This window comes from Nocardia jinanensis, assembly GCF_014645735.1.
Classification (GTDB): Bacteria; Actinomycetota; Actinomycetes; order Mycobacteriales; family Mycobacteriaceae; genus Nocardia; species Nocardia jinanensis.
The window spans coordinates 393,436-419,795 of sequence record NZ_BMMH01000005.1 but is presented as its reverse complement, the minus strand read 5'-3'; the positions used below and the strand labels follow the sequence as shown (position 1 = coordinate 419,795).

Here is a 26,360-nt window from a genome sequence, read left to right as displayed (position 1 = left end):
TCGAGGCGATGGACGGTTCGCTGTTCAGCCCGGTCGTGCAGCTGCGCAGCGCCTTCGAATGTCTGCCCGGGTTCCTGCGGACTCCGATCGAGATGGTGGTGTTCGGCGGAGAGCTTCCCGGCGCCGACATTTCCGGGATGCGCCGGATGGCGGCCGAGCTGCGTGCCCGCAGTCTAGAACTGGAGGGCCATTCGGCCGATATCGATAGCCTTCTGACGCAGGAGGATTCGGTCGGCGAGACAGCCGAACAGCTGCGTGAGACGTTGGGTTCCTATCGAAAGGGCGCGGCTCAGCTCGGCAACGATGTGAACGCCCTGGCCGATCAGGCGCAGGCGGCGGCCAACGACGCGGAGAAGTGGCTGTGCGTGATGTTCACGTTCGGCATCCACCTGGCGTGGAAGGTCTACGGTTTGCTGGCCGCCACCGCGGCGGCGGGGCCCGGCGGTCAGGTTGCGGCCGCGCCGGCGGTCGAATCCGCCCTGGTCGAGGGACGTGCCGAGGTCGCCGTGATGCGCGCGAACCTACAGCGGGCCATTCAGGCGGGTGGAGCCAAGGCGGCCGCCCAGCTGAGCGGTATGGGGCCGGCGCAGTTCGCCAAGTGGATGGGCACGGCGGTCGCGCTGCCCGTGGGTGTCGAAGTGGGTGTGCAGGCGCTACAGGTCGCCACCGGGGACAGAACGCCCGAGATCATCGGAGAGGACGGTTCCAACCCCACGGGCATCGATCTGAAGTCGATCGAGGTCGCCGCCCTGGCCGGCGCGGGCGGAGCGGTCGGCGGCATGCTCGCGGGCCGATTCGCTCCGATGGTGTTCCCCCAGATCGCGACCAGTCGTCTGGCCATGGGTTTGGTGCATGGTACGGCGGGAGCGATCTCGGGCCTGGGTGCGGCGTCCTTGGTTGCTGGTTGGCCGCAGCATTACACGGAGGTGCTGGGGCCACTGCTCAACGGCGCTGTCGCCGGGGGCGTATATGCCCAAAGCGCTCGTTCGCCGGCGATCGACGGCGGCGCGCCGTTCACGCCGCCCGATGCGATCTCGGCAGGGCACGACACGAATACCGCGGCGCCTCGGCAACCGATCGAGATATCGGCGGAATCGAAGCGGGCGTGGGAGGCCGCGAGGCAGGCATGGAAACCGGCTGCGGAGACCGCGAATACCGCACCTGAGCGTGGCGGGCCTCCCGCCGAGGTCGCGGGGGAGGCAGCGGCCGCGCAGCCACAATCACAGAGTGGGCAACAGGCATCGGCTCCGGCCGACGGCACCGGTGGTCGAACACCCGCGGCGACCGGTGGTCGAGTGCCCGAGGGTGCTGGCACTGGAGCGCCGGAAGGAGCAGGCGGTCGAGCGTCGGGGTCGCAGGCTACTGCCGGTGCTGTGTCCGCCGACCCCGCCGCGGCTCGGCCGCGTTCGGAACCGACCACAACGGTCGATCGGCCGCAGGCGGACAAGCCGACCGCGCCTGAGCGAGCGCCCGCGCCGCGGTCGGTCGAGGCGGCGGGCGAAACCTCGCCGCCGCCGAAAATCCCGACGGACGCACGTCCGGTCGGCGGGGTTCCCGAAAAGGCCGGTGCTCCGGCCGGAGAACACACCGCTGTCGCGGACGGCGCCGGCAACGAGATGCCGGCACGGCCCCACCCGGTCGCCGACGGTGAAGCCGGATCGCCGGGCGTTCACGACGAACGCGGATCGTCACGTGACGGAGAACAGGCGACTCCGCAGCGGGATGCCGCCGGCGAACAATCCGGCCCGGACAATCCCGCGGGCTCGAATCGAACCGAGCCGGCCGGTGAGAGCGCCGAGACGCCTGCCGTGCAGGACCATTCGCCGGCGCGACCGGACGAGCAGGGTGTCCCGGCCTCCGATCAGGGCGGTCGAACCGACGGAGCCGATGAGTCCGCCGGTCCGGCGCGTAGTGATCGTGATCGGGCGGCCGATCTTCTGTCCGAATTCCATGCGGCTTCCGGTGAGCATGTTCCGGAAAATCTACGCCTGCGCAACCTTCCCGACGACGTGGTGATGGCCGCACTACACGGCGGTGATGAGCACCAGTCGATGCTGGCGACAGTAGAGATCATCCGGCGCGGCACGATCAGTGACGCGGTGCCGGGCGGAATGGTGCTGCGGGTCGAGCAGGCGGAAGCGGTGTACGCGATGAAATCGCGTCCGGTGGAAATGAAACCCGGCGAGGGCAAATCGCTGGTATTCATGGCCACCGCGATACAACGTGCGGTGCACCATGGCTCGGTGCTGCTCGTGACAACGACCGATGGGCTGGCCAATCGCGAAGTCGTCACGTATGAGAAGTTGTTGACCGACTCCACGAATCAGAAGGTGTTCACCGACTTCGGGATCGATGTGTTCCGCGCCGATCAGGCGAACGGCTTCGGGCCGATCGAGGAAGGCCGGCCGGCGATCGTGGTCGCGACCGGCGAAACCGTCGGGCATCTGTGCAATGCCGGCATCGAGCCACCGCGGCATGTGCTGATCGACGAGATGGACGGCATCATCGACCGCGGCGAACGGCAGTTCCTGCGGTCCGAAGGTCCCGAGCAGGCGGCTGGGGAGGCCACAGCCCGGCAAGTGTTCGACGCGCACGACTTTCTCACCGAGGCGCTGGCGGACGGGTCGCTGTCGCACGAAGATTTCGGCCTCCGGCGAATCGCCGAGGAAATCGGCGTGCAGGCCGACGGCACACCGGAGCTCATGTACTGGTACGACGGTCAGCCCGAGCTGACAGCCGGGGGGCGGGCAAAGGTCGAGGCGCTGGCGGATGGCCGGAACTGGCTGGAGGGTATGGGCGCCGCCCGGCTCGAGACCGCCGCCAACGCCGAATTTCTCGTCCGGGCAGGTGTCCACTACGAAATGGACGCGGGCAAGATCGTCATCATCGATCAGGCCGAGCACGGGTTGCAACGGAACCCGAAGACCTCGAGCGAATCCCGGTGGAGCGCGGAGCCGGGTAAGGCGAGCCTCGCGCAGGCCATCGAGGCGAAGGAGCTCCGCGCGGCCGAGGCCCGAGGGGAGAAGGCCGAGGACCATCAGATCGTGGTGCGCGCGGATGCGGACTCCGCCAAACGCATCGATTCGGTCGAAATCTACCGTGTCGGGGAAGGATCCTTCTTCGACGAAGTGACCGGTGCGTCCGGCACGCTCACCGACCTGAACCCGGTGCTGCAGAAAATCTACGGTCTGGAACCGGCGCACGAGGTCGGACGGTCCCAGACGCATCGGTTGGTGGAAGGCCAGCACGATGTGGCCGAAAGCACCCATGCCAAGCTGCGCACGATCGCCGAGTACGCGAACGAGATACGGGATGGGGGTGCGGGACGGTTCCAGGAGATCCTGTGTCACCGCAACGACCTGGTCGAGCGGCAGGTGGAGGCGCTGGTGCGCGCGGGGGTGCCGCGCGAGGCGATCGAAGCGGTCGACGCCAAGCGGATCGTCGGCTGGGGTGCGGACTGGGAATCCCAGTTGCAGAGGGTTTTCGACAAGGCCGGTGAGCAGGGCAAGATCCTGGTGATCAACCGGCAGGGCCAGCGCGGCGTCGACATCTCGGTGTCGGATGTGGTGAAGGCCATGGGCGGCATGCATGTGTGGATGACCGAGGCGCCGGAGCAGTCCTACATCCACGAGCAGGCCAAGAACCGCACGGCACGTAACGGTCAGCTCGGTAGCGCGCAGGTGGTGATGTCGCCCCAGGATGCGCTGATTCGCAATGCCATGCACCTGCACGGGGTCCGTGAGGCGGTGATCCGCTACGAGCAGGCCGTGTCCGCGCACGCCGCCGATCCCACCCCTCAGACCCATGACACCGCCGTTGCGGCACGTCAGGCCGTGCGTGAGCTGGTACCTGAGCTGCAGCAGCGGGCGCTGCGGCACTCCACCGCGGATTTCATCCGGCACCACGCCCTCTCGACCCTCATGCCCGCCCTCACCCTCGCCGAGGCCGAGACCGGGCAGTACGGCAGCGACGTCGACCTCACCCGCCCCGACGGACCGGCGGATCGGACCGCACGACTGGCCGGGTTGCTGGGAGTCCCGGCCCCGGCCGTCGCGAACCAGATCGACGCGCTCGAACGCAACGGTTCGCTCGACCCGATCCGCGAACTGCTGCAACCGGCCGGTATCGCGCCCGCCGCGGCGGAGGCACTACGACAACATGTCGAGGCCACCGCTCCCGCGACGACATTGCAGCGCGCGTTGTTCACCGACGAGCAGGCGCTGAACCATATGATTCCGTTGCGGGACCGGCTCGCCGCCGAACTCGGCCTGCCGATCGCCGATGTCGACGGCGCCGAAGGTATGCGCACACTCGATCCCGCGCTGACCGAGGCGAGGGACGCGCTCGCCGCAGCGCTGGGTTATCCCGTCGCCGGCATCAACCCCGGCGTCGCCCGTGACATCCTCGGCGAAGCGGTAGGCGATCACCTACCCGCGGTGCACATCGCCGAATCCGATGTACGCGACGATACTGCTGCGGCTGCCGCGGATTCCGGGCCGCTGGGCCACGATTCCCAGCATGGGACATCCCAGGATGCCGCTGCTCAGAAGTCCGACACGCAGAACAGCGACGTCGACCGCGGGACAGCCGACGACATCGTTGCTGCCGCGTCACGATACTTGGCACTCTCGGCGCTGCTCGATTCGGTCGTGCAGATCCATCGCCGTAGTCCCAACAGTTGTGTCAACAATGCCGTAACCGGAATGCGAGTATTGTGCCCCGACAACGCCGGCCGCTTCCGGGCGCCGCCGACCAACCTCGAGGGATACGGCCGCGACACGGTGCGCGACATATTCGGCGCCGGTCTCGAGGAGACCGGATCGCTGGACGAAGTGGTCGAATCGCTGAAATCCCGGCCTGGTGGAATCAGCGTCCTGGTCTACAAATGGAAAGACACCCGAGCCAACGGCACCAGCACCGAGGCCGACGACCATATGGTGCTGCTGGTCAACGACAGCACTTCGGTCGACCAACCGAACCTGGTCGTCGTCGACCTGGCCGCCTCGCGCGACCGCAACACCGAGAACGACTACGGTCCGCGGGATCTGCGCAGCCGCCGCACCTTGCTGAACAGGGCTGTCGGATTCGATGATTGGCGCCGCGAGCAGGAAGTATTCATCAACCGCATGCCCGCGGAGGAGCGGCGGTTCGAGACCATCGAGTTCGACCGGGACGGCAACCTCGTCTCCGGATCGCGCACGGAAGCCCCCGACGCCGAGAATCTGCCACCATCCCAGAGAGTCGACGTTCCGTCGGCCATGCAGGACGAAATCAATGCGATACCCGTCGGACAACCGGGCCTGGACGAAGCGATGTTCGTTCGATCGGGAGCCGCCGGGGATATATCGAACGATACGCGCCGTGACGAATTCAGGCCGGCCGGCAGTCGACCCCACGACGGTCCTGACCACATCACGGACAACCCTGGACCCACCCCCGCGTCTGCCCGCCCGACCGCGAATACGACGCCGGGGAGCGCCGCGGCGGCATCCGGCAATCCGGCGCAGCCGAACACCCCGGCAGCGAACAACGCCCCGCCCGGTACCTCACCGTGGAAGAACCGGGCGGCCACCCCGCCGCACACCGGCGACGGGCCGCCACAATCGGCCGACACAGCTGAGTCCGACGTCACAGTGCAGTCGGACGGGTGGTTCACGCCTAGCTCCGCGGCAGCGACCCTGCTCGACCTCGATCGCTGGTATTCCGCGGAAACCCAACGTGCACAGGCCTATCAGCAGGCCCGCGCTCTGTTCACCCGGTTCCATCCCGCGGCGGCGCACTGCGTTGGAATGCTGGTCGACGATCGGGCGACCTACGACCAGATCGCCGGTCAGACGAGTCGAACACCCGGCGAGGTCGACGAGCTGCTGCAGGAGGCCGGCGCCTTCCTCGCGGCGATGGCGTCCGACACGCGTCCTGCGACGGATGTAGAGCTGCTGGCATGGCTGCAATTGCGGTACCCGTCGTTCGACGATCATTTGCACAGGCTCAGCCGCGAGAAGCCGATCCTGTGGCGGGTGGTCGAGCAGGTGTTCTTGCACGGGGAGTCGATCGACGCGGCCGCGGCCGCACAAGGCGGCGGTCAGGCTCGCATTCGAGGGCGCCTGCGCGAAGCGGCGACGGCCGTGGAGAGTTGGATAATCGAGGAACTACGGCCCGCGTGGTCGCCGGTGCCGCTCGACAACGACGGCTTCGCCGAATGGACGGCTCAGCGCAATAGCGCCACTCCCAACGATCTGAAGGGTCTGGCGGCGTCACAGGAAAAGGCGTGGATCGCCTACTTCCACTGGTTCTTGCTCGACCGGACGCTGAACGAAACCGGGACAGTGCTCGGTATGAGCCGCAGCGGCGCTCGCAATTACGTGGAGATCGCGCTCAACGAGCTGCGCGGCGCGCATTTCGGCCGAATCCACTCAGATGGGCGGCCAGATTGGCTGACTGGAGCGCCTGCCGCCGATCGGGTACCGAGTGCGGACGATGCCGCCGCCCCGCCGACGACCACCACCAGTGTGGAACTGTTCGACCAGATGAGGCGGCGAAACCCGGAGGTGTTCGGCCGCATCGATCGGTTGCTGGCGCGGCGTTATGCGCAGCACTGGCACCAGGTGTTCCAGCTCGCGGCACACGAACGGCTCGGACCTGCCGACATGGTGGCGCCGCTGGGTGTCAGCAAGACGCGGGTCTTCAACTGGACGCGCAATCTCCGCGCTCGTGCGGTCGAACTCTATTCGAATGCTCGTCCGCAAGAGGTGTTGCTGCGAATGGAGTGGCTCGAGGCCCATTATGGGCCGTTGGACCGATTCGTCGACCAGTTGCCCGCCGATCAGCAGCGGGTGTTCACCGCGTGTTACGGAGAGGGCCTCGGCCACACCACGATAGCGGAGCAGCAGCAGACGTCCCGGAAAGTGGTCGCCGACCGAATGCTTACGGCAGCCGCAGCGGTCGAGACGGCGGTGCTACGCGAGGGCGGCGACCGGCTCATCGCCGACATTCCCGACGAAGATCGGGGTCTGTCCGCGTGGCTGCAGGAGCACGATCCACGCTTCGCGAGCAATTTCGACCGCCTGCGAGTGGAGCACCCGTACCTGTGGCAGGTGTTGGACCGGGTCCACGCCGGCCGGACTTGGCAGGTGGTGAGCGACGAGCTCGGCTTGAGCCTCCCGGCAGTGGGCGAGCGCATGGCTGCCGCGCAGCGAATTATGCGCGGCTACTGCTACGAGGAAGCGCATCGCCGGCTGCTGCCCGCCGCGTGGCTCGGCGTCGCGCCGGCCGGTGCGGTGTCCGACCGGGTGCCGCGCCCCGACATCGGCGGATGGCTGACCGAGTATCGCCGCGAATCGGGCAAGAACCAAAGCGAATTCGCCGGTGGCCGCTACGCGCGGCGGGTAATGCGCTATCAGCGCGGCGACCAGATACCGCGGCCGCGATACCTGCGAGACCTCCTCGACATGCACAATGTCTCGCCCGTCATCGCCCGTCGACTGCTGATGGTCTTCTATGGCGGCCGCGGTGTGGCGTGGTACGACCCGGCCGGTGCATTCGCTCCCCCGCTCGACGAATCCGACTCGATCACCGAATGGCTGATCGCGGACCGTCGGTATCTGGGCAAGACCACGCCGCAGTACGCAGGCAGGTTGAATCACAGGGCAGTGCAGTTCATCGAATCCGGGGCGAATGTTCCCAGGATGCGCACACTGCGGTTGCTGGCCGAAGCCAACGGGTGGTCTTCGGAAGTGCTGCACGCGGCCGTGCGGAAACGATTCGAGCACGTCCCGGAGACGGCCGAGCCGGAGGAGGCCGAGCTGTTCTGGCGTCTCGTCGACACGCCCGTGGACGAGGAACAAATCGATGAGATCGTCCGCCGATACCTGTGGATAGTACAGGCTGTGCTGGGCCGGGGCGGTTACCGAGCCAGACCAGACTATGACGACGTGTTTCAGATCTGTTCCCTAGGACTGATGAGAGCGATCGGAAACCACGCGCCGTGGGGAGCGTTCGTCCCGTACGCCTGGGCTTTCGTCGCCATGGAGGCCTGGCACGCCACTCGCGAGATCCGATTCGCCAATTTGAACCCACGCGACCGCAATCTGGTTTTGGCGGTCCGTGCAGAGTTGGCTCGGTTGACCCAGTCGTGGGCTCGCAACGAGGAGCACATTCCGGACAGTGCGGTGGCCGAAAGGTTGGAGATCGCCGAGAGCGAGGTCTCCTGGGTGCGGCGGGTGGCCGGTGTCCCTTCGTCGCTGGACGAGCCGGATGCCGTCCGGGAGTCGGAGTCCCGCGGTTCTCGACTTGGCGACGACACCGCGCAAGTGCCTTTCGACAGTGTCGTATTCGGGGACAGAGTGCAGCAGGCGTTGGAGGATCTTCCCGATCCCGTGCGAGCACGGCAACTTGTCGTCCTGCATTTTATGCGGGAACGGCCCCTGTCCGAGGTCGCTGAGCGCATCGGCCTGTCACTGGAGGATGCGAAGCAACTCTTTGTCCAGGTCGTCGACCGGCTTCGCGAAAGTTTGGCAGATCTCGCCGCAGCGGCGCAGATCGGGCCGTTCGACGACCTGGCCGACGAAGGGGGCCCGAGCCCGGGACCTGCGGAAAACCGAACCGGTGGCGCGCCGGACAGTATCGGCAGTAAGCCGTCGCACAGCGCGGCCGATTCGTCGTCGCCGAACAGCGCGAATGCGTTGAGCCGTGCGCGGGGCGCGTGGATCACTGCGCGGCGTGACGACAAAGGCCGGCGTGATGGTAGGACTATGACCGCGGCTGACCTGGCCGGAGCTGTGGATGTCGATCCCAGTACCATGAGCCGGATCGAACGGGGAAGCACGCGGCCGCGGCCCGGACTCTTCGTCAAGATCGGCCGGGCGCTGGGTGTGCCGAGATCCGAATTCGTGGATATTGCACGCAATGTGTACCCGGACGCCGACTTCGATCTGGCACCGGCCGCATACCCACTCGACGCGCCGGGACGTTGGCTCTCGGCGATGCTTCACGACCGGGACATGTCGTGGAATGAGCTGGTGGAGGCCAGCGGGATCAGCGCGAAATATCTGAACTCGATCGGTAAGGGCGAGACCGTTCCGGGCGCCGCTGTTTTCCTGTCGCTGTGTCAGGAGTTGAACCTTGGAGCCGAAGCCATCGGGACGGCCGCCGACCGGTTCTTCCCGGGAACGCCGGCGGATCTCGCCCCGACTGCGTACGCCCGAGAGGAACGCGGACTGTGGCTCCGAGCGCAGCGCAACGACCATGGCATCTCAGATGAAGAGCTGGCACAGGCAGCAGGGATCGGCACCGAACGTCTCCGATCGGTCGAACGGGCTGAGCGTGAACTCGGGGTAGTTGATTTCCTGTCGGTGTGTAAGGCGTTGGGCCTCGGGCGCGAAGCCATCGATACAGCCGCCGACCGGTTCTTCCCGGGGGTGCGGGTCGGCCTCGACCCGGCTGCGTACGCTCCAGAGGAGCACGGCCTTTGGCTCCGAGCACTCCGTTACGACCGTGGCATATCCCCCGAGGAGGTGGCGGAGGCCGCGGGGATCAGCACCACCCACCTTCGCTCGATCGAAACAGGTGAACGAGCCCCCGGGGTAGTTGTCTTCCTGTCGCTGTGCGACGCACTGGGTATCGAGACCGACGTGACAGGTCGCGCTGCCGGACGGTTCTACCCGGAGGCGAGGTTCGATCTCGACCGGACCGCCTACACTTCCGGGGAGCAGGGACTGTGGTTCAGGGCACTGAGGTATCACTATCGCCTGCAACGGTCCGATGTGGCAGACGATACGGGCCTGACCGACAGGTATATCGGCCAGATCGAACGCGGGGAACGCATACCGAGCCGACGCGCTTTCCGGCTCCTCGGCCGGGAACTGGGAATCGGCCCGATCGACCTGGATGCCGCCGAGGACCACTTCTCTGCTTCGGCGCTCACGGACGGTCCGGGCCTGCGGTTCGACGACCTCACTGCCGGTAACGAGGCACAGGCCGACCTGGTGGAACGACAGATCGTCGGGTTGCTGGAGGGTTGGTCGGATCCGGCGTACGTGCGGGAGATCGCCGCGGCTGTCGGTGCGTCGATTCGCTGGGGGCAGGGGCCCATATCTCTCCGGGCCGAGTTGGATGCCGATGCGGTGCACGTTGATCTCGTCGACATCACGGGAGATCACAGCTATGTGCGGGTCGAGTGGCGGCTGGGGCGCACTCCGGGGCCGGTGGAGCGGGCCGCCGAGCCACCGGTCGAAAGGTCCTCAGAGGAGATCGATCTCGACCGTCTGATGGAGATGTACGGCGAATCCGCGCCCGAAGAGATACCGCCGTACCAGCGGGAGGTTCGCCGGATTCGCAATGCCGTCGAGGCACGGCTGCTGGAATACGATGCGGACGTCTCCGTCGACGTAGTCGACAGCATCATGCGAGCGGTGAGCGAACTGGTCACCAACGCGAAGAAGCACCTGTACAGCAATGCCTCGTCGGCGGGCCTGGCGCCGGAGGAAGTCCTCGATCTGGCGATTCGGGTCGGCGGAGACGACGAACAGGTGCACATCGCGGTCACCAATGACATCGCGCCGGGCGTCGCCGCGAAGCTGCCGAAGTGGACAGCCGACGAACAATCTGTGGACCGGGAAGGCGGCCGCGGCACGCAGCTCGTGATCGCTGAGAGCACGGTCGCGGTCCGCCGCATCATCTTCGCCAACGGCAAGAACACCATCGAGCATTCGGTCGAATTCCACGCGACACCTCCTGCCGGTGATGTCGCCGTCACGCACAGCCGCAGCACGACGCGCAAGCCCGCAACCATCCGCTACACCACGACGGGCCGATTCCTGCGCCGCCCCGTGCAGGAGCCGGCCGATGCCGTACCCGATCACGTCGTCGCATGCGCCGGCTCGACCATCCAGGCCGCGTGGGCCGACGGACTCGACGATGCGCTCATCCCGCATCAGGACACGGAGAGCTGGGACGACCTCGTCACCGGCCTCACCACCGGCCTCGCCGAAATCGTCGATGCCGACAGGGCGCTTGCCGAGCGCCTGGACCGCGAAATCGACAGCCTGCTCGAGCCCGACAATCCCCGGCACAGTTCGGTCTTCGTCGTCGAGCGCGACGGAATTGCCCACGCCTTCTATGTCACCCAGCTCGACGGCGTCATCTTCGTCCACGACACCAATGTCCCCCGTATCGCCGACCCCGACTTGGGCGGCAAATCCATTGCCCGTATCCGTGACCGCGGAACCTGGCAGCAATTCTTCCGAGAGTCGTTTGCCCGCGTGGACCGCGCCTTCTTCGCCCACTTCGAAAGCGCAGCCGGCGTTCTCGCTCCTCTTCCACACGAGCCCGCCGCCGCACTCGACGGCACGGATGCGCCGGTCCGCGGACGACCGATCGACCGGGATTCCGGCGCATCGACCCGGGAATGGGTGGACCCGGCGGACAGCGGTTTCGAATCGATCACCGACTGGCTCATCGCCGACCGTGAAAGCCGTGGTCTGAGCCGAGCAGACCTTGCGGCTCGGATGGGCCGTAGTAAATCCGGCGTTGCGAGCGTCGAACTCGGCCGAAAACGCGTTACTGTCGACTACCTGCGGGAATATGCTGCGGTCGTCGGTATTCCGGAACGAGTTTTGACTTCCGCCGTCGCTCGCCTCGAGCCTCGGCTCGTGAATTTTTTCGGTGATTCGGTCCCGCAACCGACCGACGACCGATTCCGGACTACCGGCGAGTGGCTTGTCGCGCTGCGCGAACTCCATGGGTGGACGGCGAAGGAGGCCGCGGGCCGGATCGGGGTGGATGCTACAACCCTTCGCAGGACGGAGAAGGGGCAGCAACGAATAACCGCCAACCATCTGCGTGCAGTGGGCACCGCGTACGAACTACCGACCGGTGTTCTGCGCGCTGCTGCTGTTCGTTTCGCGCCCGAACTGGTGGACTACCTGGCCGATTCGCTGCCGGAACCGACCGACACCCGATACCGGACGTTGAACATGTGGTTGACGGCCGTGCGGAAGCAACACGACTGGACGACAGGACAACTCGCCGACCGGATGGGTGTATGGGTCGGCACCGTACGAGAGGTCGAGGCGGGCGGCACTGTAACGCAGGACTATCTGCGCGCGTTCGCCGCCGCCTTCTCCGTGCCCGATGAGACACTTCGGCTTGCTGAGCGGCGCTTCACGACGCCTGATCCGCTGGAGTTCGAGTCGATCGGTGACTGGCTCAGAGCCGTCCGGGAACGCCACGATCTGGATCAGGCACAACTCGGCGCCCTTATGGATCGCCATCGAACGGCGGTGTCCATGGTGGAAAACGGCCGCCGCCGGCCAGGTCTCGGTTACCTGCGCGACGTGATCGATGCGCTCGGTACTCCGGACGCCGAGATCTTGTCCGCGGCCCTCTATTTCGACCTTCCCCTGGCAGATCATTTCAGGGAGTCGATACCGGACCCGACCGAGCCGGAATTCCGAACGTTGGGTGACTGGCTACGTGCGGTGCGCGAACATCACCAGTGGACACAGAAAGCCCTCGGCGCTCGGATGGGCCGGGGTGATGAAGCGGTCTTGAAAGCAGAGAGAGACATCGCGGTCACGCGGAACCATCTGCGGGACTTCGGAAAGGCACTCAGAATCCCGCGAGCCACGCTCCACGCGGCCACACTTCGACTCGCGCCGCATCTCGCAGACGCTTTCAGCGCCGCCGCCCCTGATCCGAGAGACCTGCGGTTCGAGACGATCGGAGATTGGCTGGCGGCCGTTCGTCATCATCGAACTTGGACACAACAAGAATTGGCCGATCGCGCCAGCCTCACCCGACTACGTGTGTTGCGAGCGGAGCACAGCGAAAGCCTGCCTGACGAGTTGTCGCGGCATATTGCCGATGTACTCGGCATTCCCGAACAGATTATCGAAATCGCACAGCGGCGATTCACGGTGCCCGACCCCGCCGACCCGTCGTTCGGTACCCTGGGCGACTGGCTCCGTGCCAACCGCGAGCGTTTCGGCTGGAGTCGGCAGGAACTGGCAGACCGGATAAATGACCATCGCGTCGCAATATGGGACGCGGAGGCAACCAATCGGCCGATCGGCCCTCGGCTCCTCCGCGACCTGCGTGCGGCGCTGGGTATTCCCATCGAGACCATGCAGCAGGCCGTTCTCCGCTTTGCTCCCGAACTGCAGGATTACTTCGGCACGTCGCTACCTCGCGCGCGGGATCGCACATCGGTCGCAAAATGGGTTACGGCGGTCCGGCGCCATCACGGGCTGACCAAGAAGGACCTCGCGACTCGCATGGAACGTCATCCACGCACGGTCGCCGACGTCGAAAACGGTGGTCGGGCAACGCTCGACTTCCTTAGGAGACTGCGCGATTCGATCGGGATGCCCAGCGAGGCGCTCCGCGAGGCGATCGAGCAGTTCTCGGTTCCCGGAGATTCGGAGGAAAGACCGGAAGACGCGCTGTTCTGGCAACTGATAGACACTCCTGTCGGGTCCTCGGACGAGACCCGGATCAGAAACTCGATTTTCGAGCAGTTCGACTGGATCGCCATCGCCGCCGCTCGACGCTGGTATTCTCGCCAGGAATCCGCGGACGATCTCACCCAGCGGTTCCGAGAATCGTTATTCGGCGCAATCCGCAATCATGTGCCAGGTGGACCGCCGTTCGCTGCCCACGCTTGGCGCAGTGCACGCGGCGCGATGCTGAGTTCCTATTTCGAATCGAGGTTCCCCAACCTCGACAGGCCGACGCGGTTGCAGGTCGTCCGCGTCTACACCTTCTTCAATCGCCATGTCGCCCAGACCGGTAGCCGCCCGGACGTCGACCAGATGGCCGAGGCACTGGATCTCACGCCCGCCGAGGTCAGAAATGCTCAGCAGCTCATAACCGGAAAGACCGTATCGCTCAATGCCAACCAGGCCAGGCAAGGTCGCCCGCTGGAAGTGGCCGACCCGACTCTCGCCACCGCCGACGTGGAGTTCACCACCACGGTACGTGCGGCGCTGCAGAACTTGCCCGACCCGGCTACCGCCGAACTCGTGGTGGGCGCGCTCATACAGGGGCTTTCGCCTGGCGAGGTCGAAGCACAACTGAACATCTCGAAGGAAACTTTCCAGCAACTGACCTTGGAAGTGAGTGCGGTGCTCCGCACTGTCTTCACCCGACCCACCGAAGCGAACCAGGACGACGAGGATCAGCCCGGTGCCGCATCCGACAGCATCGGCAGCAGGCCATCGGAGGACGCGGCACGTCGACCGTCACCGAACAACGATCCGTCGGCCGCCGCGGTTCCGGTCGCCCATATCCGAACACACCTCGCGGAACTGCGGGCGGCCGAGCAGGCGAATACGCCCGCGACCGAGCGGATCCGGCAGTTGACCGAGTTCGCGAACGCGGTCGAGGAGATGGAGAGCGCCGCCGCCGCGATGGCGCGCACCCGCGCCGATGCCGACGCCGAAGCCCGCTGGCAATCGGCACTTTCCACCGTCAGTTCGATTGTGGCCACGGTGGAGGCCGCGGCCCGCGACACCGCCCGCCACGACGAAGCCGTCCGCATGCTCGCCCGTCTCGGCGGCGCGGTCGTCGGTCAGGTGCACCTGGTGTACGCCGCATTGTTCGAGCACATGCGGGACGCGGGCCAGTATGTGGATGAGGTCGACGACACCGATGAACACGAATTCGCGCGGTCGGCCCGGCAGTACGAATCGCTGGTGAAACAGATCGATTGGCTCGATGCGCTCATCACCGTGCTGGAGCACTCGTCACCGAAGGATCGTTCCCAGCAATACCGATCGCTGATCGACACCAACCCCCGCGACCCGGACCCACGCCCCCTCGATCTGGCAGCCCTGCAATCCTGGCTGATGCGGGAGGCGACCGGTAGCGCAGACCGATCGACCGAGCTGGAGCAGCGGGCCGCAGCCGCCGTAATACGCCATCGAGCCGCCCTAGCCGCTGTCGGTGAACTTGACCGGCTTCTGATCCCCACTGATCCTCGCGGGCCGGTCGATACGGAACAACCCAGCACCGTGACGGATGCGCGCGCGTCGTCCGTCACCGCCCCGGCAGAGTCGATGCCCACCGCCGATCCGGCCGCGACGCCCCAGCGCACCGATGGTCGCGCCCACCGAGAGGTGGATCTGGGCCATGCCGCCGGTGTCACCGATATCGGCGGCAAATCGGCAGATCAACGTCACCGGCGTAATCAGGATGCCTTCGCCATCGCGACCGCGACCGTGTCGGGTGAGCGGATGACCCTCGCGATTGTGACCGATGGTGTCTCCCATTCGACAGGCGCGGAGCTCGCGGCACAGGTGGGATCGGAGGCGGCGGCCGAGGTGCTGGCGCGGCGAGCGGCGGCGGCCGAAGCGGGCGCCGGATGGGATCCGGTCGCAGTGGTCACCGAGGCGGTCGAGGCCGCCCAGCAGGCGGTGCTGGATCTGATCGCCACCGAAGAATTCGCCGCGACCAGCGACGCGGACTCCCCCAAAGCGACCATCGTGGTGGCACTGGTTACCCCTACCCAGGTCATCACCGACTCGCGCGGCGACGCCCGCGTGATGTGGATCAGCCTGGACGACAGCGCATCCCGGGAGCTCGCCGAGCCCGACACCTATGTCCCGCAGTACATGGAGATGTTCGGCATCACCGAACGCGAAGCCATGGGCCGGCCCGAGGCCGACAAACCACTCACCGGTCTCGGTAATGGCTGGCAGCGGGAGTGGCAACCACCGCAGCCGCAGGTATTCGAACCCACCGGCCCCGGAATCGTGGGCCTGTTCACCGACGGACCGATCAAACATCTCGCCGGCAGTCCGTCGAATCCCCGCACCACGGCGGAATCGATCGCCGAAACAGTCGCCCGACACTTCACTCGGTCCGGCACACTACTCGGCGCCGCCCAGGCTTTCATCCAGGGTGCGATCGCCGCGAAGCAGACCAACGACAATCTCACCGCAGTCCTGCTCGAGGGACCCGCCGACGCGATCGGCGCGAGACCGGACCGGACCACCGGGCGGATCGGCGCGCGGCCGAGTAGAACGGAATACGACGGCGCAGAAATCTCTAGACAATATCATCCTGAAGTCGATGAATTCTGGAGGAGAAGGCGGGTTGAGGTCATCGTCCTCGACGAGGACGATGACGGCTCATTCATCGGACCGGACAAAAAGAAATTAACAACCGGACGCGGACAGCATTGTTTCCTCATACTACGCAGCGGTAAAATTGTCACCACGAAGGACGGCAGCGCCGAACATCCAATTCTTCTGCACTCTTACATGTCAACTCATGCCGATGAAAACGAAAAGCGAATACACCAAAGAATCGAAGGACCGAGCATCGTCGCAGGTGGAGGATTCTGGCACCTAGTCGACGGAAGGCCGGAAATGATCGGATTCTTCAGCGGCATGATCCTTGCCCATGCGACCAAGACTCCGAGATTCTGGGCCCAAGCGCGACACCGCCTGAGCCGGAACTTCGATTTGTCGAATATATTCATACAGTCCGACGATGAACATATCGGGGGCGCGTGGCAAAATCCGCCCGAGAACACAGAAGAGAGCTCTGTAGAAACATTCACCAGAGCCTCCGTCACCGCCCTGGATCTACCCGCGCTCGAAAATAAGGTAGCGCAGCACCTTCGAGGCGGCAATGAAGAATTCTGGTTCGAGGTCGAAACCGTCGAATTTCCGCCCGAGGGCGGAATGTCTATCGACGCGATCATCCATCCCGTTCTCGGCGAACCCGCGGAGGTGACGATCGAGATCGGGCGGGGCGGCGGACCCGCGACCGCCCATTATGGTCGGTTCGATCCCGGCCCTGAACCCGCGCGAACCATCCCGGCATTTCGTGCCGTGCACGACGTACTCACCCAGTGGATCAGCGCATCGGGGATCGCCTGGTCGGATGACGCCGCTTTCGCAGCCGTCGCGGGGTCCGACGATGCGATCGGCGCGCGACCGGACAGGACGCCTGGCGATCGCGACGACACCGCCACACCATCTCCCGCCCGAGAGCAGCCACGACCCAATCGGTCGCGCCACATCGGTGCCAGACCCACGCGCAGCGAACTACCCGACGACGCGCAAGCCGCTTACCCTCGACCGGCCGGCGCACGATGGTCGGCCAACACAGTCACGCAGGCCGACAGGCCGGTATCCGACGGCCCCGAAGCGGCCTCACCGGCGAGCGCCGATATGCGAACCCGCTTCGGTGACAGCATCCGACAGCAGGCCGCAACCGCCGTCGACAATCAGATCGACCTCGGCAAGCTGACGCTCACTGCAGCGGGAAGGGGCCGGCTCCTCGATGAGATCGCCGAGGACATCATGGTGGCGGCCGGACAGATTCTCACCTCCGGACCACCGACCGATGCGCATATCGTCGCGGCGATCGCCGGGGCCAGAATTCACGAATACCTGCGATTTGCCCGCTTCCGACAAGGTATACGGACCGCCCTGCGCGACGAGGTGCGGTCCGGACCGCTCGGGCAGCAGCTGGCCGGGTTGAGCCCGGCCGAACTGGAAGGACGGCTCGACCGGCTCGCCCGAAGCCGACCCGATCAGCAGCGTTGCCTCGTACTGCGGCATCGCAACGGCCTGTCGGTCCGGGCAACCGCAAGGACCATGGGAGTCGGAGTGGACACCGTGCACACTCTGGAATCCCGTGGTGCGCTGTCGATCGCCGGCGCACCGATAGTCGAGGCCGTCGCCGACACCGAACCGGAGCCCGAACCCGCGCGCACTCGGCGACCGACGGCGGACCCGCTGGCATTGTTGAAGGTGACCGCGGCATTCCAGCACGGCAGGGCGGCCGCGGGCACCGGCGACACCACTGCCATCGACGCACTCACCGCGACGATCGAGCAGTTGGACAATCCACATCACCGGCAGGCGCTGAAACTCCGCTTCGTACAGGATATGGCGATTCCGCAGATCGCCGCATCGCTCGACCAACCACGCAGCGTGGGTGCGACCAAGCAGCTGCTTCGACGGGCGGTGCGCGTGCTTGCCCAGCAGCTCGACGCCGCCGACAGGGGGCTGAAGGTACCCGCTCCTGCCCGAAACGCCGCACTGGTGGCGCCGGAGGGTATTCGGTCGATACTCGGCCCGCTGGCCAGGCGTTTCCGTTTCAGCAAGAACGGTCGAGTCGTATTCCTCGGCGGCAGTATGGTGCAGGCGGAAGTCGAGAGCTTTCTCGGCAAGTTCCTGGCTCTGCAACCGCAGTTGGCAGCACTGGGCGCGCAACCTTGGTTCACCGCGACCCAGCTGCGAATTCGCCAGACCCTGGCCAAGGCACCGCTGGCGCGGTATTACAACTCCTATAACGCACCGTCGATAACGGACTCCACGGACCCCGCTGCGCCGTTGCAAGGTATCCGCGCCTCTGTCGAGCCCGACGGAACCCTGCGATCGACAGTGCTGCGCTCCGAGCACACGCCACCGGGCCATCAGATGTTCGACGATATGTGGGCGGCGATCGGTCACCATGTTCGCCGAATAGCAGGCCAGTGGGAACCGAACGAGGTCTTGCACGGCAACCTGAATACGTTCGATCAACTTCTACAACAGGGTCATTCGCCGCAGGAGGCGGCATTCGGTACCTGGACCGGAAAGATGGCACGCCACCTCGGCTTCACCGAAGTCACGGTCGAGGTGGACAGCGACAACCGGTCGGTGTGGGCACTGTTCACAAATCGGATAACCGACCCGACCGGCGCACCCGACGACGAGGCGAGCCACGTCACGCACGAAGCGCGCGCCCGACCGGGATCGTTCAAGGTCCCCGACGGTGTGGCTTTCACGATGGACGCGTTCGCGCATCTGGTCGATCGGCAGCGCGGACTGTTCTTCGGCGTCGACCCTGACTCCTCCGGCTCGGCCGGTACTCCGTCCAGGGCGTCTTTCACCGAATATGCTCATGTCCCGACCGGCGAATTGGCACGACAGATTCAGAGCGTGGGCGATTCGGCCCACGAGCGCATACGGCGGCTGCGGATAGTTCGGGACGAGCTGATCGCCGAGGGCGGCGCGGATGCGCTGAGTCTCAGCGAGCCGCGGAATACCGGGACCGAGGTCGCCACATCGGATCTGCGCCGGCTCGAGCGGCGGATCAACGAAGAGGAGGTGTTGACAGCCGCAGAACTGCGGCAGGCCCTGGCCCGGGCGGAACAGTTGGCGATCGCGGAGATCACCCGGTCGCCGAACGGTGTGCTACGCCGCGGCGATCTTGTCGAAATATTCACCCGTGCTGAGGATTACGCGGCCGCGACCGAGCAGGCGGCGAGTATCCGCCGGCAGGGCGGCCCCGCCGTAGTGCGCCGATTGCACATCGATCTGTCCGGTCGGATCATGGTCGAAGAGCTGTCCGACGGCTCGCTCGCCGCGCCGGCGAACCAGCCCACCACGGCATTCCCATCGTCATCCCCCGACGACCCCACCGATCCCGCCATCGGCGCGAGACCGCGGCGCTCTCCGTGGTCGCGAACCAACCAGCAGGTGGCGGATGCGCAGAGCACGGGTATTACCGGGCAGGCAGAGCCCACGGCCGGCCCGTCGACCGACAACCCCCACCCCATCCCCCAGCTGGCCGCATACTTCGGCGCGGATGCCACCGAGCAGACATTGGTCCAGACGGTGAACCCCGACGATGTGACCGGTGCGTCCACGGCGCACACCGAGAAGGTGGCGCAGTGGTGGGAGTCGCTGGGCGACGGGGCTCCGCAGCGGACCGGGCTGCCGCAGTTGCAGCGAGAGCTCGACCTTTCGGATGCGCAGTACGAGGTGTTCCAAGCCCATTCCTGGTATATCGGCAATGCTGATGGCATTCCCTATACGGTGCGCGACAAGGCTAATCGGCTGGCGATCGACCAGCGGATCGAGCAGTTCCTGGAGCGACGGCCCGGCACGCGCCGGCGCCTCCGCACCAGCCTCACAGCGGCCCAGCGGGCCGAACTGGCCAATCTGCTTCGCCTTCGAAGCCAGCTGCCGCGGATCGAGGCGAAGGCCGCGGGGCTGACCGGCCGGCCGAAGGTTCAGCTGGTGGCGTTCGACCCGGCCGCGCACGGCGAGAACGGCCGCGTGATCATCGCCATCGGCGATCTGGACAATGCCGAGATCGTGAACATGATCGCCAACGGTTTCGGTGCGACCACGGCGGTGCTGTACAACCGTTCGGGGTATGCGTTGAGCCTCAACGAGATCGCCGCACTGCGCGCCGACGGCGCGCCGGTGGCGACGGTAGCCCATATCGGCTATCACTGCCCCACCGATGCCTCGGTAGCCGTCCCGCGCAAGGCCGCGGAAGGTGGTGACATCCTGGCCTGTGACACCGCCGGTATCCACGCCACTCGCGCGCATTACGCCCGCCGTCCCGGTCACGTACCGCTGCCGCGGTTGTTCAACGTGGTCGGGCACAGTTACGGTTCCACCACCACCTGCTATGCGGGGCAGGGCCGGCGCCTGGCCGGGATTATCGATCAGGTGATCCTCACCGGCTCCCCGGGAATCGGCTGGGGCATCGAACACGCCGATGATTTCGGTGCGCCGGTGTGGGTGCTGGGCGATCCGGACGATCCCGTCGCCCAGCTGGGAAATGATGCGCCTTACGCGGATCGGAGGAAGCTCGGAGTCGGTCTGGGGTTGGCGCCGACTGCGGCGGCGTTCGGCGCCACGGTGCTGACCACGGAGGTCCCGGCCGGGCGCAAGTTCGCGATGGGCTTCTCGGATCGGCTCGACCGCAACCTGTTCAAACCGCATGCCTCGTACTACCTCTGGCGCGATTGGCCGGGCCGGGTCCCCGCTCGCGGCCTGGACAATATCGGCTGGGTACTCGTCGGACGCGGCGACCGCGCAGAGGTCCGCGATCCGCATGGGGCGGACCGCCCCGGATGGATACGGGCACGGGCCGCCGACCGGTTCGGATCGAGTGATCACACCGACAACACGGGCGGGCCGCTGCAGGCGCCCATCCATCCGGGTTCCGACGACCCCATCGGCAGCGCGCCGACCAACGTCCCGCTGGACCCGTTCGACGCCGCACAGGTGGTGGAACTGGTCTCGAGCGCTTCGTCAGCACCGGTGCAATGGCAGCCGGTAGCGCAGGTGCACGATGACGAGTTGCTTGCCGCGGCCGCCGCCACCGACATCGACCTCGCCGCGATCCGGCGGAGATGGGAAGTCATCGCGACCGATTATCCGCGCTCGGGTTGGCGCACCGGCGGCGGGCTGTTGTTCCGTGGCGACGAACGACCCCACACCGTTGCGTTGGCAGAGGGCTTCGTTCCGCTGCAGCAGCGCGACGGCAGGGTTGTCTACACAACGGTCCGTGTAAACCGGGCCGCCGACTATGGCGAATCGGTGAAGATGAACGACCGCACGTCGCAGTGGTCGGTCGTCCACCAGATTTTCGTCATAGATGCGCCCGGTGGGTTCGGGGTGGTCGACGAGTTCGACGGCGTCGTCGCCGTGCATTGGCCGGGGGGGCTCCGAAGCGAGCGGATCGTGGGTTGCTTCGAGATTCCTGCCGAGATATGGCAAGGGGATTTCGCAGCGCTCGCCGACGAGCTGCGGCAGTACTGGCGCCCCAACCCGAGATATCAGCCACATGACGCCCCGATTGCTACCGAGGTGATGCCGACTGCGGCAGATTCTGTAGACGAGACCGCACGTCCCCAATCGGATTCCGATGAGAACACCGATCCACCCGCCCGGCGCGACCAGTCCCAGGGAAAGTCGATTCCCCAGCCCGCGCCAACGAGTCCGTCGGATCGCGGCAGGCAAGACGACAACCCCATCGGATATCGACCCCGCCATGGGCCCGCGGAATCGCGGTGGGCCATCGGGTCCCCTCAGGATTCGAGCCGAAATGCCGCTGACGAACCGCAATTGAGCGAGGACCACCTGCGGGTACTGCGGTGGATCACCGACGGGTGGGACAATGCGCGGATCACCGAGGCACTGCGTGGGCAGCAGGCATCGAAGTATGTCGGGGAGGTGGCCTCGGCGCTCGGTATCGCGAACAAGCGCTATCTGATCGCCGCCGAAGCCACGCGTCGCGGCTTGGTGCAGCCACGATCGCCACTGGCCGACCTCGGCAAGCGGCTGACGCCACGCCAGATCGTCGTCCTCGCGCATTTGTCGCGCGGACGCACCAGAGGCGAGATCGCGACGATGTTCGGCATCTCGTCCCGTACGGTCGATAAGCATGTCAATCGTGCGTTGCCCGATATCGGGTCGCCCACTCTGGTCACGGCCATGCCGCGAATCGTGGGCGCGCTCGATACGTTCGACAAGGAAGCTCTCGCCCGGCTCGCCGCATCGATATCCGATACGACCGCCGGACGCAGCCGCGACGAGACGCTCGCACAGCGCTTGTCCCCGACGGAGGCAGCGGTCCTGCGACAGGTGCGGCAAGGGCGAACCCATACCGAGATCGCCGCCGAATCCGGCATGTCCGCGCACGAGGTACGACGAGTATTGGCCGATGCGCGGCGCAAGGTCGGGGATTCCGACCGAAGCCGCCTGGCCGCACTGCATGCCGAGGAGCGTGCCCACAAGAGCAAGAACGCCGCCGCGCCGACGCGAGCCGGGAAGACCTCGGTACCGAACGAGCCGGCACCGGCACCGCGGCAGGACGGCAACACCTCCCGGCCGGGTACGGTTACCGGTCCTACCGCGCCGTTGTCGCCGGCAGCGGACCAGCCGCGGACGACGAACCGGGGACAAACACCCGATCCGGCGGTCCAGTCGCCCTGGAGCCGAGCGAAGAGCGGCACACCTGGCGACGCACCCACCGCATCATTGCCCGACCAGTCCACAGGGCTTCCGCGCTCCGACAGCATCGGTGCGAGGCCACGGTCCGAGGACCCGGGTTCTGGATCGAACGATCACGAAGCGCACCGAGCGGCCGCTGCCGCTGCGGGACCACTGGCGCTCTTGTCGGCTGCGCGTGCCGGCGACGAGACGGCAAGAGAACAACTGTGGCAACGGTTCTCCCGCGATATCGCTATGCGGGTCTCCGCCGGGGCGATGGCGGACCGACCCGATCGGCGGGAGCTGGTCGGGCAGGTCCTGCGGGGGGTCTTCGATCTCGCTTTCGATCCGGAGGGGCCCGCTGCGCCTGTGCGGGATGTCGAGGCATGGCTGCGCGCGATAGCTCGGGACGTAGTCGATCGAATGGTGTTCCGCCATGTGTGCGCCGGTGTCGCCACGGTGCTGCAAGGGAGGGGGATGGAGTCGAGCCCGGCATACCGCCTGCTGGTGGACCCGATCCCGGCAGAGGCCGCCCAGCAGGCGATGGCAGCGCTGGCCGGCACGCGGTATGACCGGTGGTTGCGGCAGAGTTTCTGGACGGGCGGCAACCCGGCCGACGTCGCGAATCTTCCGCTGTTCAATCAGGCTGCCGTTCGACAACTGCTGCGCGTTGTGGCAGAGGCTGTCGGCAAGGACGTTCCGGCGATATCGGAAGAACCCGACTCATATCCGGCGGACGCGGCACTCGATCAGAATGACGATGCCACTCATACCCCGCAGGCGGATCCGGCTGATCCGCTCGGGGATATATCGGAACGAACGGATGAAGGCTCCGACTCGGATGCTGCGCCGCCCTCGCCGGCATTGCTGCGGGTGGCCCTGCTCCGCGACCCGGATCTGGTGATACCGCATTTCGCGAGTCTGCCCGGGCCGGAGGCACTGTACGCAGAACTGCACTTCGGGTACGGCTGGCCCACCGGCAAGATAGCGGCGAGCACGGGCGATACCGAGAGCTCGGTTCGCGGTGGGCTGGAGCATATTGCCCACCTGTCGGTCGGGAAACTTCCCTCGGAGATGGTGGCGAGTTATCAGGATGTCCGTCCAGACCACGCCTTTACGATCGAGGATCTGGCGCGGGAGGCCGGGACAAGTCCTGCCGAGGCCGATGATGCGCTCAATGGTTCGCCCGGTGTGGGTCCCGAGACGCGGCAGAAGGTGTTCGCGGCGGCTGATCGACTCAGGTCTCACCGGGAGGTGCTGTGCGCGTTCATGTTCCATGACCGTCAGGCGTCGTGGGGACTGGATGGTCGAGTGCTGGCCGCGGCGACGACATCGGAGCTCGAGAGTGCGATCGGTCGGCTGGGTGTGCTCGAGCAGCAGGTGATCGAATCGCGGTTCGAGGAGTTGCGGTCGGTGGCCGAGACGGCGGCGCGGTTGGGTATGGCGGAGTCCGTGGTGCGGGTGTTGGAGCGGACCGCGGTGCGTGGCCTGGTCGAGGGGTTGGCTGCGGTTGTGGATCCTGCGGTGGCCAGGGAGTTCGGTGCTCCTGTCGCTGGGGTGCGGTTCGCGGCGTTCGAGGCCGTGGTGCGGTTGCGGCGGTTGGAGCGCGACTATCCGGGGGTGTTGCAGCCGTCGGAGTTCGCGGAGGCGGCACAAGCGCCCTACTCCGCTGTTCGCCTGATCAACCAAGTTCACGGCATAGTTTCGAATGGGGAGGACTCCGCCGGTGCGCCGTCGCGGGCCCTGGCGATACTGCGGGCTGCCCTTCGTGACCCGGATCCTGCGATACCGCATTTTCCGGGTCTCGCCGAGCCGGAGGCACTGTATGCAGAACTGTACTTCGGGTACGGCTGGCCCGTCGACAAGGTAGCGACGAGCACAGGCGCCGACCAGGAAAGCGTCTACGACCGACTGGCGCGCTTCGCCGAGTTGTCTGTGGCGAAGCTTCCCCTGGAGATAGTGGCGAGGCATCGGGTCGCCGGTGCACACCGCACACCTACCACCGCCAATCTGGCGGGGAAGGTCGAGACAAGTCCTGCCGGGATCAGCAGGGCGCTCAACGGTACTCCCGGCGTGGGTCCCGAGATGCGGCAGAAGGTGTTCGCGGCGGCTGATCGGCTCGGGTACCAGCGGAGCGATTTCGTTCTATTGCGCCGCGAGTTGTTGTGCGCGTTCATGTTCCATGACCGTCAGGCGTCGTGGGGACTGGATGGTCGGGTGTTGGCCGCGGCGACGAAAGACGAGCTGCATGGTGCGATCGGTCGCCTGGGTGAGACCGCGCATCGGGTGATCGAATCGCGGTTCGAGGAGTTGCGGTCGGTGGCCGAGACGGCGGCGCGGTTGGGTATGGCGGAGTCCGTGGTGCGGGTGTTGGAGCGGACCGCGGTGCGTGGCCTGGTCGAGGGGTTGGCTGCGGTTGTGGATCCTGCGGTGGCCAGGGAGTTCGGTGCTCCTGTCGCTGGGGTGCGGTTCGCGGCGTTCGAGGCCGTGGTGCGGTTGCGGCGGTTGGAGCGCGACTATCCGGGGGTGTTGCAGCCGTCGGAGTTCGCGGAGGCGGCACAAGCGCCCTACTCCGCTGTTCGCCTGATCAACCAAGTTCACGGCTCGGATTCTGCTGCCGGAGACGGAACCGGGACGAGAACGGGTTACGTGGCCTCCGCACCGCGGGGCACTGTCTCGATCGACGGACTGCCCGGATCGGAGCTCGAAGTCCCCGGAGAAGCCTTGTACTTCCGTCCGAATGCCACCGGCAAGATGACGCTTCACCGGCCGGAGGAGGTCCTGGATTCCAGCCGCCTGGTCCGGCAGCGCGACCATATCGTCGCAGGTGTCGTCACCGCCGCGATCATGTCGGCCGGGTCGGATTCGGAAGTTTCGCTCGAACTCGGGGCTGTCGAGGTTCCCGGCTCGTTCCATCCCAATATCGAGCAGGCCCTCGGCGGGCCCACCTTGCTCCACCTCCGGCACGGAAATCTGTCGGTGGAGTGCAAACTGTGGTATCGCATCTTCGATTCCGGCCGAATCGAGGCGCTCGTCTTCTACAAGAACGTGCCCGATACTGCCGACACAGATTTCCGTACGGTGACCCGGGCCATCGATGCCGCATTCCGCAGCAGGTTTCCCGGCTCGTCGATCGACGTCGAGGAATATCGCGACGATGGCACGGATTTCCGGCGACGGCAGATAAGGCCGGAGGGTGCGATCCCGCGGCGCACGGAGTGGCACGCCGTCGAGGACGCCGACGGGCGCCGACTCCACCGGACGGGCCTTACGGTGAGTTCGGCCGCCGACTCCGATTCCGCCCGGGCGAGGGGCGCGCGTGACGCTGCCGACTGGGTGTTCGAAATGCTGGGGGAATGCGGTTGGGGCGATCCGGATCGCGTGGGCGCGGCCGAAGACGCAACTTTCGACCTGGTGGCCGACGCGTTGAGCACCAGCCGCGGCGAAGTCACCGTGACCATGACCGTGACCGACCGCACCAGTCCGGTGCTCGTCGAGGTCACCGGGACCGCAGACGTCGAGACACCGCCCGACAAGGGTGCCGCACACCCGGCGTCCGAGCCTCGTATCCCGGCACGGCCCACACCGTGGAGCGGGGCTGCGCAGCGCATATTCGACGCTTGGTGA

1 protein-coding gene is annotated in these 26,360 nt (G+C 66.3%); it reads left to right on the top strand.

The genetic code is table 11. The features are described from left to right. Positions 1–8: 8 nt before the first annotated feature. Complete coding sequence (locus IEY68_RS15180) at positions 9–26,360, top strand: helix-turn-helix domain-containing protein (RefSeq protein ID WP_062997408.1); 26,352 nt, start codon at positions 9–11, stop codon at positions 26,358–26,360.

Excerpts from the sequence above, each read along its gene's own strand:
- IEY68_RS15180 (WP_062997408.1), top strand. The coding sequence starts at position 9 with ATGGACGGTTCGCTGTTCAGCCCGGTCGTGCAGCTGCGCAGCGCCTTC.